Below are 14363 nucleotides of genomic sequence, written 5' to 3'. Positions count from 1 at the left end.
CACTTTGCTTCTATTTTTGTAAAAATAGAATTTACTATATTTGAAAATTTTCTAAGGGGATTTATTGATATGCCTGTTGAAAAGTACCTTTTTGTAACAAATTCTCTCTCATCTGGTGGAGCAGAAAGAGTCGTTTCTATATTAGCAAGTGGCATGGCTGAGAAGGGTTATGATGTTCACCTAATATTATATGAGAGAGTGAAAAGTGAATATCCAATTTCAGATAAAGTGAAACTCCACCTATTACCTAAAAGAAATGGAAAAAATAAAATTAAATATTATTTACAAAAATTTTCATTATTGAGAAGAATGATTTATGAAATCAGCCCTGATATTATCATCCCTTTTTTACCTGCCCCAGTAAATCATTGCTTTATAGCTTCGAGATTTATGAAAATTCCCTTCATATTTACTGTAAGAAACAATCCTTTTCTTTATCCTGAATCTAAAAAGATGAGGCTGCTTGGGAAAATGATTGCATTATTATCTACTGGGATCTTTCTGCAAACTGAAGAACAAGCTGAATTTTTTCCGAAATTTTCAAGTAAAAAAATTATTGTGGTTCCAAATCCGGTAAGTAATGTCTTAATAGAGTGTAATTATCAGAATAGGGAATTTATTTCAGAAATAGCCACCTTCGGGAGGTTAAGTGCTCAGAAAAACCAGTGCCTCTTAATTCAGGCCTTCGCAATGGTGTATAAAACAAATAAATCTCTAAAATTGAGTCTCTATGGATCAGGTGAAGAAGAAAATAATTTGAGGATTTTAGTAAAAAATTTAGGAATTGAGAATGCTGTGAGTTTTAAAGGACGAGTTTCTAATGTTACTGATGCGTTAATGTCTACAGATCTTTTTGTTTTATCGTCCAATTATGAAGGGATGCCAAATGCTCTAATGGAAGCCATGGCTGTTGGATTGCCTTGTATATCGACAGATTGTCCGACTGGTCCTAAAGATCTTATACAAAATAAGGAAAATGGTATTTTGATTAAAAGTAACGATATAGGTGAATTAGTAGCTGCAATTAATTATTGTGTTGAAAATCCTTTGTTTTGTCATGAAGTGGGAAGTGCAGCTAAGAAAAAAGTAAAAGAAGAATTTCAGGCTGATATAGTAATAGAAAGATTTAAAAGAGAAATAAATGATTTAATTGAGATGCGTTGGTGAAAGGAATGTTCAGAATCAATATTAATCGGCAGTCAATGGGGAATTGTACTAGATTAGTTGACCATTGAAACGCTAATAGGAGTATTACTATGCATCTAAATGAGTTGAAAATTAATATAAAAGGATTACTATTTAATAGCATAATATTGCTAATGTTAATTAATTTAATTTTGCCAGGAATTACAGGTTCTTGGAGCAAAACAGATGATGCATTGGCATACACTTATGTATTTAATTACTCTACTTTCACATCGAGATGCTTAAAAATAGCTTTTTATTTAGTATATATTTTATTGGCTTTAAGCATACATAGACATCAAAAAAAGGGAAAAATTCATTTGATTATTGATTTAAGCATTCTTGTTTTTTTAATTTGGTGTATCATTTCAATATTTGAAGCAAATTTTCAAGAAATATTTCTAAGTGATATTTCGATAAATTTAAGTTTAATTCCGTTATTTTATTTACTTGGTTACGATAAGACTGTCTTTAATAGTTCAAAAAAAGTTATTCCATATATAGTTGTTATTATGATTATACTTATTTTATGGAATAGTATTTCTTTTATTTTGCAGTATGGAGTTTCAGTTGAGACTAGATCATCACCAAGTAAAGAAATGTTTTCGGTTTTAATCAGCGCTTATTGGTGTTACGCATTAGGAATGTCTGATAATAGAGGTAATCAAAAGTCTTTGAAGTATATTCTAGGGATGTTTTTATTAATTTGTGCTTTTCTAATTCGTTCAAGAAGTTGGGTTATCCAGTGTGTTTTAATACTCTATTTTATTATGGCTCTCACCTCGGGGAAAAAAAGTTTCCTTAGGAAATTATTGTCTTTATGTATTTTGTTGTTGGTGTTTATCGTAATTATATACTTATTTCCCAATATTACAGGAGCTCTTTTTAACCGTATAGGTGAAGATACGAGATCTGGACAGTACGAAATATTTTTTTCACAAGTAAATCCACTAAGTTTAATTTTGGGGAATGGTATTAATGCTGGTTATAATTTTTTAGGAAATCCCAACTATAAGTACTTTGATAATCAATATATTTACTTCATGTTTCATTATGGGATCATACCAATTTTTTGTTTGGTTGGTGTAATTAGTGATTTATTTAGAAAAATAAAAATAGGCAGTTTAAATAGAGATGAAAAAGCTTTTATTAATGGTTGCAGATTAATGAGTATCCTCTTTTTAGCAGCCTTAGGTGGATTATCAGTCTATTATAAAATAGGGTGGAATGTGGGTACCCTACTTGTATTTGTTTTTATTGGAAGAGCACATAAAATGGTAAAGGAATCAAGAAAGGTTGCCTTTAAAAAACAATTATATTCAAACGGGAACGACAATAACAAAATCATGAATGTGATGAGGAGAAAAGTAAATAAACTAATTAGTTAGTCAGATCAAATGGAGGATTTATAATGAAGAAAAGAATTTTTATTTTTGGAAATTCAAATTTCCCTAGAGGATCAGCAAAGGCCAATTATATCCAATACTTAAGTCAAGCATTGAAAGAGGCAGAATATGATGTCTTTGTTATTACAGATATAAATGCCGAATTTAAACTTCAAATGCAAGAAGGTCACCTTACATATAATGGAATTAAAATCATTCCCTTCAATGTAACAAAAATAAGAGTTCTACGTCGCTTACAATATCACTATTTTCTAGGGCATATCTTAGTCAATATTTTAAAGGAATATAATTTAACAAGTAAAGATATTGTATTGGTATATTCTGGAGACTTGGATGTTAATCGTGAGATTTTAAAATTAAAAAGAAAGATTGGCTTTAAATCAGTAAATATTGTTGTTGAATGGTTTCCTAACAGCTATTTTGATTCAAAGGAAAGAGAAAAGAGATACAACACTTATTTAAAAGATTTTATACCAAAACATGATTTAATTTTTCCAATTTCTTCATATATAGAAAATCAGTTAATTGGAAACAGGTGCAAAAGCCTCCGCTTACCAATTATGGCAGATGCACTTGAATACCCAGTAGGAGAAAAAACTTTTAATAAAATTAAGTTTATTTTTCCAGGTAATGGACTAATGAAAGATTCAATCGAGGTAGTTCTTAAAAGTTTTAGTCAATTGACATTCCAAGAAAAAGAACGAGTTGAATTACATTTATGCGGAATTAAGGAAGAGAAAATTAAAAGCCTATTGTCTTCCCTTGAATATGATAGTCTAAAAGATATTCTTATAATACACAAATGGATGCATTATGAAGAACTAGTAGAATTGTATCAATCTATGCACTTTTTGATATTAGCTAGAGAAGAAAATCAAATGACTTTAGCAAATTTTCCAAGCAAAGTTCCAGAGGTAATGTGCTATGGTGTTATACCAATTGTATCGCGTGTAGGTGATTATACTAAATATTATTTAGAAGATAATGTTAATAGTCTGATTTTTGATGGTTGTAAGATAGATTTATGCTTAGAGAAAATCCGCAAAGCTTTGACTATGAAGCATGAAGAAATATTAAATTTATCATTAAAAGCTAGAGAATGTGCTGAAAAGAAATTTGATTATAGAAATTGGGTAGGAAAAATCCATTTAGCTCTTGAGAGTATGTAAGGAGATTATGATATTAAGCTTTAAGAACAAGTAGTTTTGGAATTACTGATAGACATAAATTCTAAACAAAATGAATTTTGTGTACTTTTGTTCTATATAAAGTACACTTTGTAATTTAATAACGGATTTTTTTATTTCCTTGTTATATACTGTCGGTTAATTTTATTTGCTTTTTACAAGTATTAAGATTGAAGTTTATTACTTGCGTATATGATATAAGTTGAAAAAACAACATAAAAAATAATAAAGTGTATTGGCTAAAAATGAATAGTAAAATTATTGAAATAATCAGAAAGGAGGGGCTGTTTAATGATTTTACAAAAAATAATTGATCGAGTGTGGATACCGTTTGTTACAAAATTATACACTCGAACGAATTGCTTGAAATGTAAACTATATCATGTAGAAGTCGGTATACATTTTAAGACAAGAGGTATTATATATTTTAAAAATTATGGGAAAATCAAAATTGGCAACCATGTTACTATGAATTCTGCAAGCTGGGCCAATCCGATAGGTTTAGGAGATAGAATGTACTTCCAGATATTTCAAGGTGCTTCAGTGACTATCGGTGATAATACTGGTATCTCAAATACGGCCATTACAAGTATGGAGTCTATTAAAATAGGAAATCACGTATTAATTGGCGCAGGATGTAAAATATTTGACACAGACTTTCATCCGTTGGAGACAGAGTACCGATATGGTAAATATAAAAATGATAATAAAGTAAGAAAACGTTCAATCGTAATTGAGGATGGTGTTTTTATAGGAGGAGGTTCGTTTATATTAAAAGGAAGTCATATTGGAAAAAACAGTATTATTGGTGCCGGTTCAGTAGTTGTGGGTAAAATTCCACCAAATGAGATATGGGCGGGAAATCCAGCAAAATTCATACGAAAAATCGATGAAGCCACTGATTAAATATTTTTAATTGTTAACCGGAGGATGAAGTAATCGACAGAGAGGTTATTATGAAGGAAAAAAATCTTAAGAATAAAGTTGTTTCTGGATTGTTTTGGACATTTGGTGAGAAAATGATGACGCAAGGTGTCTCATTTGCTTTATCGATTATTTTAGCAAGGCTGCTAATGCCTAATGAATATGGTGTAATAGCACTAATTCTTGTTTTTATTAATTTGGCAAACGTTTTCGTTTCAACTGGAATTGGTGAATCATTGATACAAAAAAAGGACGCGGATGAGACAGATTTTTCTACAATCTTTTATTGCAGTTTTGTTATTTCTATTTTTCTATATGTAATTCTATTTTTTACAGCTCCATTTATAGCGTCATTCTATGATAATGCTGAATTATTATGGGTTTTACGAGTACTTGCATTGGTAATACCAGTTTCATCTATAAGTACCATTCAAGAAGCATACGTGTCTAAAAACATGATATTTAAAAAATTCTTTTTGTCAAACCTAGGTGGCACACTAGTATCAGGATTAATTGGTATTTTAATGGCATATTACGGATTTGGCATATGGGCATTAGTAGCTCAATACCTAATTAGTACGATAGTTGGTACAATTATCCTATTTTTTACCATATCATGGAGACCTAGATTAATATTTTCTGTAAAATCTGCTAAGGAACTAATGGGATTTGGATGGAAACTTGTTGTAACCAATTTAATTATTAGCCTATACAGCGAGTTAAGAAGTCTTATAATCGGTAAAGTCTATACCATGTCTGATTTGGCCTATTATAATAGAGGAAATCAATTTCCAAGTATTATTATTACTAATATTAACACAGCGATTTCAAAAGTTGTATTTCCTGCGATGGCAGAGGTTAATGACGATATTATGAGTTTAAAAACTCTAACTAGAAGAGCTATGAAAATTACTGCTTATTTAATTTTTCCGCTTATGATAGGCCTTATGAGTGTTGCAAATTCTTTAATTATGGTTTTACTCACTGAAAAATGGTTGTTTGTTGTTCCCTTTTTACAGATATGTTGCGTATATTGGTTATTCCAACCAATGCAAACTGCGAACTGGCAAGCAATTAAAGCTTTAGGTAGAAGTGATTTGTTAATGAATTTGGAAATCTTAAAAAAAGTTATTGGTGTGTTGATCCTTTTAATAAGCATGAATATTAGTGTATATGCCTTAGCGATATCAAATGCTGTTTTCGCGGGTATTTCAATGATTATAAACATGATTCCTAATAAAAAGTTAATAAATTACTCGATGAGAGAACAAATTCGTGATATAGCACCGGCGTTATTATTATCTATTGCAATGGGCGGAATTGTTTATACTTTTTCTTGGCTTTCTCTCCCAGCTATTTTAACATTAGCATTGCAAATTTTTTGTGGCGGAATAATATATCTTGGTTCTTCTTATATGTTTAAACTTGATAGCTTTTTGTACTTAAGTGATATCATTATTAAAAAGTTAGGTAAAAATAGTAAGCTACATTTAAGAAAATTAAAGGAAGGCGAATCCATTGCTAGAGAAAATTAATAAAATAATTAAACAACCACAAAAGATTATTTTATGGGCTAATTGGAAAGGGTACTTGAATTGGCTCCCAGATAAAGCCTACCTTAATATAATGTATATTTCTAGAATGAAAAAAAAGCTGGACTTGAATAATCCAAAAACATTTAACGAGAAACTACAGTGGCTTAAAATTTATGATCGGAATCCAAAATATATACAAATGGTAGATAAGTATGAAGCGAAAAAATATATTACGGAAAAAATCGGACCAGACTTTATTATACCAACTTATGGGGTGTGGGACTCTTTTGATGATATAAATATTGAAAGATTACCGGACCAATTTGTTTTAAAATGTACACATGATTGCGGTGGGTTAGTAATATGTAGAGATAAAAAGACTCTTGATATGGAGTCGGCCCGAAGTAAAATCAATAGGTGCTTGCAAAGAAACTATTTTTATAATGGGCGAGAATGGCCATATAAAAATGTAAAACCTAGGGTAATTGCAGAAAAATATATGAGAGATCCTTCATCAATCGTTTTAAAAGATTATAAGTTTTATTGTTTTAATGGAAAGCCAGAATTCGTACAATTATCTCAGGGTATGGAGAAACATAGTACGGCATCTATGGCTTTTTTAAATTTAGATTGGGAACGTTTACCGTTTGAAAGAAGCGATTTTTTACGAATAGATAAAATACCTCCAAAGCCGTTAAATTTTGAACTAATGAAAACATTTGCAGAAGAGCTATCACAGGGACACCTTTTTTTGCGTGTTGACTTATATGAAATTAATGGTCGTGTATATTTCTCTGAATTAACATTCTCTCCTACGAGCGGATTTATTCCAATACAACCTCCAGAATATGATTTGCAAGTTGGAAGGTTGCTTGAATTACCAAAAAATACAAATATTAAAAAGGTGTTATAATTATGAACAAAAAATTCAGCAATAAATCAATTTTAATCACTGGAGCAGCTGGCTTTATTGGCTTTTTCCTCGCTAAACAGATTTTAGAAACAAACGATAACACGGTTTCAATCATAGGGCTCGACAATATGAACGACTATTACGATGTTAATCTAAAGGAAATGAGATTGTCGATTTTAAATGAAACAGCATCTGATGAATCTAAAGGGAACTTCACTTTTATAAAAGGTTCTCTAGCAGACAAAACACTAATTGATTATGTGTTTAATAAGTACAGGCCGGAAATTGTTGTAAACCTTGCTGCCCAAGCTGGAGTTCGTTATAGTATTACAAATCCGGAAGCATATATTGAATCAAACTTGGTCGGTTTCTGTAATATTCTTGAAGCTTGTCGCAATTCCTTTGATCATGGGGGGAAAGGTGTTGAGCATCTTGTGTATGCATCATCTTCTTCAGTTTATGGATCTAATAAAAAGGTTCCGTATTCTACAGATGACAAGGTAGATAATCCTGTATCCTTATATGCCGCTACAAAGAAGTCAAATGAACTGTTGGCCCATTCATATTCAAAATTATATGGAATTCCCTCTACGGGTTTACGTTTCTTTACAGTTTATGGTCCAATGGGGAGGCCAGACATGGCATACTTTGGGTTTACTAATAAACTTGTTAAAGGAGAAAAAATCCAAATTTTTAATTATGGAGACATGATGAGGGATTTCACCTATATCGATGATATTGTTACCGGAGTCATTAATGTTATGAGTAAAACACCAGGAACAAATGAAGATGGTGTGAAATATAAGATATACAACATCGGGAATAATCAACCAGAAAGTCTCATGTATTTTGTGGAGACACTCGAGAAGTGCCTGATGAGAGAAGAGGTTATAGATAAACCTGCTGAGAAAGAATTTCTTCCTATGCAACCCGGTGATGTTTACCAAACATTTGCAGAAGTAGATGAAATTGTAAAAGACTTTGGTTTTAAACCTAATACTAGTCTTGAAGAAGGCCTTAATCGATTTGCTAAGTGGTATAAGGAATATTATTTTGAAAACAAAGTAAAGGCGGTACAAATATGAAAATAGCAGTAGCTGGAACCGGGTATGTAGTCTTAGTCACAGGGGTCTGTCTGGCAGTAAAAGGCCATTAGTTTCTTGTGTAGATGTCGATGATAATAAAATTTCAATCGAAATGGGGTAGGGTATGATAGCCGAATAGGAAATAAATTCTTAAAAGCAGGTATAGGATATGGAGGGTCTTGCTTCACTAAAGACACAAAATCATTGCATTGGTTGCAAATTTCCATGACAATGAGCTAAAAACTGTTAAAGCAGCTATTGAAGTAAATGAAAATTAAAAACTCAAATTGTTCAAAAAATCTCTAAAATATTTTGATAGCTTAAAAGGATTGAAAATGTTGCCGTCCTAGGGTTAACCTTCAAACCTGCAACAGATGATTTGAGAGAAGCCCCTACGCTTGCAAATATTCCATTTATGATTGAAGATGGTGAAAATGTGAAAGCAATGGATCCTGTGGGCATAGAAAACTTTAATAGATTATATCCGCAAGGAATCACATATTGTTATTCCATCGGAAGAGAAACTATAAAAAGTTTAGAATTGTCATTTTTATAAGTGATATTTGAAGATAAAACGCCCTTAATTTTACCAGTATTCAATCTTTTTATAGTAGAATAAATTATTAATAACTAACTTAAAACGGAAAGTGCAGACCAACCCCTTGGTCTGCCTTTTTTTATGGAGGGAAATCATGAGATTAGTACTTTTATCTGGAGGTTCAGGAAAACGGTTATGGCCGCTGTCAAATGATACACGTTCCAAGCAATTTCTGAAAGTGCTTGAAGGGGAAGATGGAAAAAAACAATCGATGGTGCAAAGGGTGTGGGGACAGCTAAAAAAAGCAGGACTTACAGAAGATTCAATTATCTCAACTTCAAAAATGCAAAGAGACATGATATACAGCCAAATCGGAATCAATGTTCCCTTAATCATTGAACCTGAAAGACGGGATACGTTTCCAGCAATCGCATTGGCAGCCTCTTATTTATACTCGGTTGAAAGTGTCTCAGAAAATGAGGTCATTGTTGTTTTACCAGTAGATCCATATATAGAAGATCACTTTTTTGAAAAGGTAAAAGAACTAGAAACTATATTAGCTCATTCGGAAGCGGATCTAGCATTAATTGGAGTAAAACCAACATATCCATCTTCAAAATATGGATATATTGTTCCAAAAGAAAATACGGATAAAGAAGTTGAATATTTAACTGTAAACCATTTTACTGAAAAACCAAGTGAAGAAAAGGCACAAACCCTTATTGCAAAAAACGCATTATGGAATTGCGGTGTGTTTGCATTTAAATTAAGATATCTCATTGATTTACTTTACGAACAAGGCTTGCCACTTCATTTTGATGAACTACAAAGACAATATCAATTTCTCCCTAAAATAAGCTTTGATTATGAGGTGGTTGAAAAAGCAAATCATCTTATAGTGCTTCCTTATGATGGATATTGGAAAGATCTTGGAACATGGAATACGTTAACAGAGGAAATGGCTACAACTCAAATTGGTAAAGGTATTATTAGTGATGATACTTCCAATACACATTTAGTCAATGAATTAGATATTCCTATAACTGTTCATGGTGTCAAAGATGTAGTTGTTGCAGCAAGTCCCGATGGAATTCTTGTTACAGATAAAGCATCTAGTCCAAAAATAAAAGAATTAATTGGCTCCTTCAATCAGCCACAAATGTACGAAGAACGGATATGGGGATGGTCTCGTGTATTAGATTATGCAAAATTTGACAATGGACAGGAAATGGTTACAAAGCGAATTTGTATCCATAAAGGTAAAAATTCAAGCTACCATTATCATAATTTAAGAGATGAAGTATGGACTATTATAAAAGGTGAGGGAGAACTAGCTTTAGATGATACAATCAATCGTGTAAAACCAGGGGATATTATTCATCTTCCAGCAGGAAGAAAACATGGAATTTTTGCAATTAGTGACTTAGAGTTTGTAGAAGTTCAAACAGGTTCAGGTATCACAGATGAAGACTTTACAAGATTATATATGGCTTGGGATGAAGTTATTAGTCATTTTCAACAATCAAAGTCAAAGGTGATATCGTAAAACAAATAGCGATCACAATTAAAAATTTTAAAAATCCGTTTCAATGATTAACAGGAAAAGCGAATTTTTAAAGCAACATATGATTGACTTAGTTAGTGGAGATAGTCCTCCTTTCCTTTTTTTGCTGCCATGAGGCAAATATACCTTTTGTAGGAATAACCAACTTTACTCGGAATACAGCCTATAATGATTTTTTTTTCATCTGAGGACCTATCTCTATTTTTTCAGGCTAATAGACGGTTATTTTATTGCATTAACAGGATGATATGAACCGCAATGGGATTCTAATGGAGTTTCAATGTGGATGGAATAGTTTCCTAGTTGTCATTAAATATGTGGAACAAATTGTTCCATATAAAAATAAAATTCCAAAGGAGAAGTTCAAATGTTAGTAAATACAAAAGTATTAAATATGGTGGCAGCAACAACGATCTTAGGAGGTTCAATATTCAGGTGGAGCAGTAATTGATGGCGTGAAGGACCAACTACATACCTTGCAAAACAAGGTTATTTATGAGTCAAATGAAGGTTCATTCCTTAAAAAGATTCATGTAATGAAGGAAACTGCTAACGGTGAAATCGGTGCAGTAAATGCTTTAATCGCCGATAAGAAAAGTCAAATTGAAAAACTAAAAGCTACAATTACTGACTTGAACAGTCAAATAACAGCTTTAAATGATGAACTACAAGAAACAAAGGACGAGCTTGAAAATGCTAAGGTCAACTTTATCAACAATCATCAGAGATCTATGACTTGAATTTAAAAATTAAGGACCAAAATCAACAAATTCAGCAAAAATTGATGAATTTGTTGGAGCAGCTCACACCTTTTTCCTATTAAAAATCGACCCTGACAATGCTGGAATAACAATTCAGTCATACAAGGCCGAGAACGAACAACTTAAAACTGACAAAAAGGCTGCTAAGATGAAGCAAATTGTGCTAACGGTGAAGTTAACAAGGCCAATGCCAAGGTCGATGAATTAAAAGCTACATCTGATGAAGTTCAGGCTGCAACATCCACAAGTAATCCATAACACAAAGTGAAATGGATTACTTGTGGATGTTGATACTCACGTTAACACAGTAACCGTATAATAATTAATTGTTTAAAGATAACTTACCTTCGGGTGGGTTATATTTTATGCCTATTTTCGGTTTACAGATTAAGGAATTCTACATATGATATAAATCAGCATTTAACAATGTTGGCAGGTATGTCAACAGGGGCCCATTACTAAATTAAAGGTGAAAATATGTTTTTTTTATGTAGGTGATCATGATTTATGATAAAAACGAAAATAAAAAGGACATGGTTAATCTTCCTTTTTTTATTTCTCCTATTTAGTTTTCAAACGACTGTCCCAGCTACGAAGCAAATGGATTTTTCAAAAGGAATAAATCTTAATGGTTTGTTTGTATGGAAATTTGGAAATAATCCACTGACTTTTTACAATAAAAAAGATGCTAAACAAATAAAAAATCTTGGATTTACTTATGTTCGTATTCCAGTTGATCCAAATTATATTTGGAATTATGAAAACGACCAATTATTACACTTGTCGGAAATAAAACGAGCTATTGATATAAGTAATAGTCAAGGACTCGCAGTAATTTTAGATTTGCATCCAACAGAAAAAATTACTGGTAAACAAAATGATCCTAGCATAAAACAAGAGCTGTATTCACTTTGGAGTGTATTATCGAAAGAGTTAGAGAAATATCCTTCTGACCAATTATCTTTTGAATTATTTAATGAACCGAACTTTACAAACTATAGCGCTTGGCATGATTTTATGAATAAATCCATTAAAGCGATTCGCATACATGATACTAAGCGTACGCTTTTAATTGATTCAAACACATTTTCTGATCTAGAAACACTTGTTTCAAGTGAGCCTTTTAGTGATAATAATTTAGTTTATGTTTTTCATTATTATGCCCCTTTTGTGTTTACTCATCAAGGATGGCAATGGTGGGGGGATTCTCCTATTAAAGAATTGAAAAATATTCCATACCCAGCATCTCCTGGGATTGTAGCGCCATTTCTTAAAGGACTATCACCAGAAGCACAGTCAATGTTAAAATGGTATGGAAGTGAGAAATGGTTTCAGCAAAAAATTGAACAACAAATTAAGCAGGTTGTAAACTGGCGTGACCAACATAAAACAAAAGTTATTTTGAATGAATTCGGTGTTTATAAAAAATATGCGAAACCTGAAGATAGAAATGCTTGGGTCCGTGATGTTCGCACTACGGTAGAGAAATATAATATTGGATGGGCTTTTTGGAGTTATGATGATAATCAATTTGGTATATTCTCTTCTCGTTCAAGTGTGACTGGTGAGCGTTCCGTAGACAAAGAAACTTCGAAAGCACTTGGTTTAAATGTTAAATAAAAATAGCAAAATCGGAGACCGAATGGTACGATTGTGCTATTCAATGATTAGCACTATATAAAAAAATAAAAAAGCGGGAGCGAGAAAGACCATTTGCTTATATACAAGCCATTTGAAGAAATACAATTTAATCAGTAATAATCAAACCGAATAATATAAATAATTAGCTTCTCACAGGTACATTTACTTTCTTATTGTTTTTTGGGTTATTTCTAGAATTCTCATATCTGATCTAATGTATAGAGAGATACCAATATTATTATTTGTTTTCACAGAAAAAACGAAGTATCAATTCAACCCAACCAATCAATGATATCCAAAGAGTGATTCTTAATGATACACCCCAGACTAACCCCATAAGGAAAACTCCTTCATGATTCATAATAGTACCTCCTTAACCTTTATAAAAGGAGCAATCTTTCTGGTTTTAATCTATTATGATAAATTATTGTGAAATTAAACGGTTTATAAATAGTTAGAAAGAGTTTAGAGATAAGTGGATGATGATCATTAGATTAAATTTTATGTCTTGTTATTATATTTATGTCTATGCCAATTACATTGAATAATATTTCTGTTAGCCAAGGAAAGTTTATGTTATAATTTATTTAACCATTAAGGAAATTCTTGTTCTTTATTAATACCAAATTTAATTTAAATGCGAAAGCATTTTTTTTATGTATATGTTGTTCTTAATAAGGAACGGTATGGTTTCCTATAAAAATCGTAGATTCCTAAGGGAGGAAAAGAGATACAGATGGAAGAACCAATTTTAATAGAAATCCATAACCAGCTTACGAAAAGCTATCAAACAAACGTTACTTCAAATACGGTTCAAAAAAGAATATTAGAAAAAGATATAATAATATTTTTAAACGATTATAGAAAGGTATTGTTACCAGAATATATCTATAATAGAGAGATCACACTTCAGGAATTAATTAACTTTAAAAAATTACTCCACAATATTCTTGAGTTGACAAAGTATAGTAATTGTTTGTCTGAAGAGGATACTATGACTATTCTTGGGAAAATCCCAACTATTAAAAAGATGGTCAATAAGGACATTGAGGCAGCCTTCATAAAGGATCCTGCAGCAAAAAGTTATGAAGAAGTAGCCATAACCTATCCAGGATTATTTGCGATAATGGTTCATAGATTCTCTCATGAATTATATAAGCTGGGGTATTTCTTTTTTTCTCGATTATTATCGGAATATTCCCATAGCAAAACAGGAATAGATATACACCCTGGGGCAACTATTGGGGAAAGTTTTTTCATAGATCATGGTACTGGAATTGTTATTGGTGAAACTACCATGATTGGTAACAATGTAACAATTTATCAAAATGTAACCCTTGGTGCATTTTCTTTTCATCGAGATGATAATGGAAACATTATTAAAGGATTGAGGAGACACCCAACAATCGAAGATAATGTAACAGTTTATGCAGGTGCAACGATTCTTGGAGGAGAGACAATTATTGGGAGAGATTCTATAATTGGTGGGAATGCGTGGCTTACGGAAAGTGTTTTGCCAAATAGTAAAGTCGTTTCTAAGTTTGAAAATAAAATTTATTATCCGCAAAATAGTTAGTGTACTTTAAATCATTAGTATAATTCCAAACTATTTATTTGATTACTC

Annotated in this window: 14 protein-coding genes; 13 read left to right on the top strand and 1 reads right to left on the bottom strand. The window is 31.7% G+C overall.

Going from position 1 to position 14363, the window contains the following annotated elements:
• Positions 1 to 69: 69 nt before the first annotated feature.
• From L1999_RS24675 to L1999_RS24620, 12 genes are all read left to right on the top strand, one after another.
• Complete coding sequence (locus L1999_RS24675; protein ID WP_235740937.1) at positions 70 to 1167, top strand: glycosyltransferase; 1098 nt, start codon at positions 70 to 72, stop codon at positions 1165 to 1167.
• Between the two features lie 89 nt (positions 1168 to 1256).
• Positions 1257 to 2573, top strand: coding sequence for a hypothetical protein (locus tag L1999_RS24670; RefSeq protein WP_235740936.1), 1317 nt, complete (start codon positions 1257 to 1259; stop codon positions 2571 to 2573).
• 23 nt (positions 2574 to 2596) lie between these two features.
• Positions 2597 to 3760, top strand: a complete 1164-nt coding sequence (locus L1999_RS24665) for a glycosyltransferase (protein WP_235740935.1) — start codon at positions 2597 to 2599, stop codon at positions 3758 to 3760.
• A 309-nt stretch (positions 3761 to 4069) separates the two neighbouring features.
• Positions 4070 to 4684 (top strand): acyltransferase, encoded by a 615-nt coding sequence (locus L1999_RS24660; RefSeq protein ID WP_235740934.1) that lies wholly within the window; start codon positions 4070 to 4072, stop codon positions 4682 to 4684.
• A gap of 50 nt (positions 4685 to 4734) precedes the next feature.
• Positions 4735 to 6237: a lipopolysaccharide biosynthesis protein gene (locus tag L1999_RS24655; protein ID WP_235740933.1), complete on the top strand. Its 1503-nt coding sequence runs from the start codon at positions 4735 to 4737 to the stop codon at positions 6235 to 6237.
• Entirely contained in the window at positions 6221 to 7150 is a 930-nt protein-coding gene (locus L1999_RS24650; RefSeq protein ID WP_235740932.1) for an ATP-grasp fold amidoligase family protein, read from the top strand. Before L1999_RS24655 ends, L1999_RS24650 begins: the two co-directional genes overlap by 17 nt.
• Positions 7151 to 7152: 2 nt before the next feature.
• Positions 7153 to 8235, top strand: a complete 1083-nt coding sequence (locus tag L1999_RS24645; protein ID WP_235740931.1) for a GDP-mannose 4,6-dehydratase — start codon at positions 7153 to 7155, stop codon at positions 8233 to 8235.
• Between the two features lie 135 nt (positions 8236 to 8370).
• On the top strand, positions 8371 to 8475 hold the full coding sequence (locus tag L1999_RS24640; RefSeq protein WP_345790910.1) for a hypothetical protein: 105 nt from the start codon (positions 8371 to 8373) through the stop codon (positions 8473 to 8475).
• A 139-nt stretch (positions 8476 to 8614) separates the two neighbouring features.
• Positions 8615 to 8791 (top strand): hypothetical protein, encoded by a 177-nt coding sequence (locus L1999_RS24635; protein WP_235740930.1) that lies wholly within the window; start codon positions 8615 to 8617, stop codon positions 8789 to 8791.
• 136 nt (positions 8792 to 8927) lie between these two features.
• The gene (locus tag L1999_RS24630) at positions 8928 to 10319 is read left to right on the top strand and encodes a sugar phosphate nucleotidyltransferase (protein WP_235740929.1); all 1392 of its coding nucleotides are present in this window, start codon (positions 8928 to 8930) and stop codon (positions 10317 to 10319) included.
• Between the two features lie 473 nt (positions 10320 to 10792).
• Positions 10793 to 11077 carry a hypothetical protein gene (locus L1999_RS24625; RefSeq protein WP_235740928.1) on the top strand — a complete coding sequence of 95 codons (285 nt, stop codon included), beginning with the start codon at positions 10793 to 10795 and terminating at the stop codon, positions 11075 to 11077.
• Positions 11078 to 11605: 528 nt separating this feature from the next.
• The gene (locus L1999_RS24620) at positions 11606 to 12718 is read left to right on the top strand and encodes a glycoside hydrolase family 5 protein (protein WP_235740927.1); all 1113 of its coding nucleotides are present in this window, start codon (positions 11606 to 11608) and stop codon (positions 12716 to 12718) included.
• 259 nt (positions 12719 to 12977) lie between these two features.
• Here L1999_RS24620 and L1999_RS29715 read toward each other — a convergent pair whose 3' ends face one another.
• Positions 12978 to 13100: a hypothetical protein gene (locus tag L1999_RS29715; RefSeq protein WP_275677238.1), complete on the bottom strand. Its 123-nt coding sequence runs from the start codon at positions 13098 to 13100 to the stop codon at positions 12978 to 12980.
• Positions 13101 to 13475: 375 nt separating this feature from the next.
• Between L1999_RS29715 and epsC the strand changes: the two genes are divergently transcribed.
• Entirely contained in the window at positions 13476 to 14315 is an 840-nt protein-coding gene (gene epsC, locus L1999_RS24615) for a serine O-acetyltransferase EpsC (RefSeq protein ID WP_235740926.1), read from the top strand.
• The last annotated feature ends 48 nt before the right edge of the window (positions 14316 to 14363 follow it).

The organism is Neobacillus drentensis, assembly GCF_021560175.1.
In the GTDB taxonomy this organism is placed as follows: domain Bacteria; phylum Bacillota; class Bacilli; order Bacillales; family Cytobacillaceae; genus Neobacillus; species Neobacillus drentensis_A.
The sequence above is the reverse complement of the archived record's forward strand: the minus strand, read 5'-3'. Positions and strand labels throughout refer to the sequence as shown.

What these genes read in the sequence shown, in the direction of transcription:
- L1999_RS24665 (WP_235740935.1), top strand. Translation starts at nt 2,597, where the DNA reads ATGAAGAAAAGAATTTTTATTTTTGGAAATTCAAATTTCCCTAGAGGA.
- L1999_RS24675 (WP_235740937.1), top strand. Translation starts at nt 70, where the DNA reads ATGCCTGTTGAAAAGTACCTTTTTGTAACAAATTCTCTCTCATCTGGT.
- L1999_RS24660 (WP_235740934.1), top strand. Translation starts at nt 4,070, where the DNA reads ATGATTTTACAAAAAATAATTGATCGAGTGTGGATACCGTTTGTTACA.
- L1999_RS24645 (WP_235740931.1), top strand. Translation starts at nt 7,153, where the DNA reads ATGAACAAAAAATTCAGCAATAAATCAATTTTAATCACTGGAGCAGCT.
- L1999_RS24630 (WP_235740929.1), top strand. Translation starts at nt 8,928, where the DNA reads ATGAGATTAGTACTTTTATCTGGAGGTTCAGGAAAACGGTTATGGCCG.
- L1999_RS24670 (WP_235740936.1), top strand. Translation starts at nt 1,257, where the DNA reads ATGCATCTAAATGAGTTGAAAATTAATATAAAAGGATTACTATTTAAT.
- L1999_RS24620 (WP_235740927.1), top strand. Translation starts at nt 11,606, where the DNA reads ATGATAAAAACGAAAATAAAAAGGACATGGTTAATCTTCCTTTTTTTA.
- epsC (WP_235740926.1), top strand. Translation starts at nt 13,476, where the DNA reads ATGGAAGAACCAATTTTAATAGAAATCCATAACCAGCTTACGAAAAGC.
- L1999_RS24655 (WP_235740933.1), top strand. Translation starts at nt 4,735, where the DNA reads ATGAAGGAAAAAAATCTTAAGAATAAAGTTGTTTCTGGATTGTTTTGG.
- L1999_RS29715 (WP_275677238.1), bottom strand. Translation starts at nt 13,100, where the DNA reads ATGAATCATGAAGGAGTTTTCCTTATGGGGTTAGTCTGGGGTGTATCA.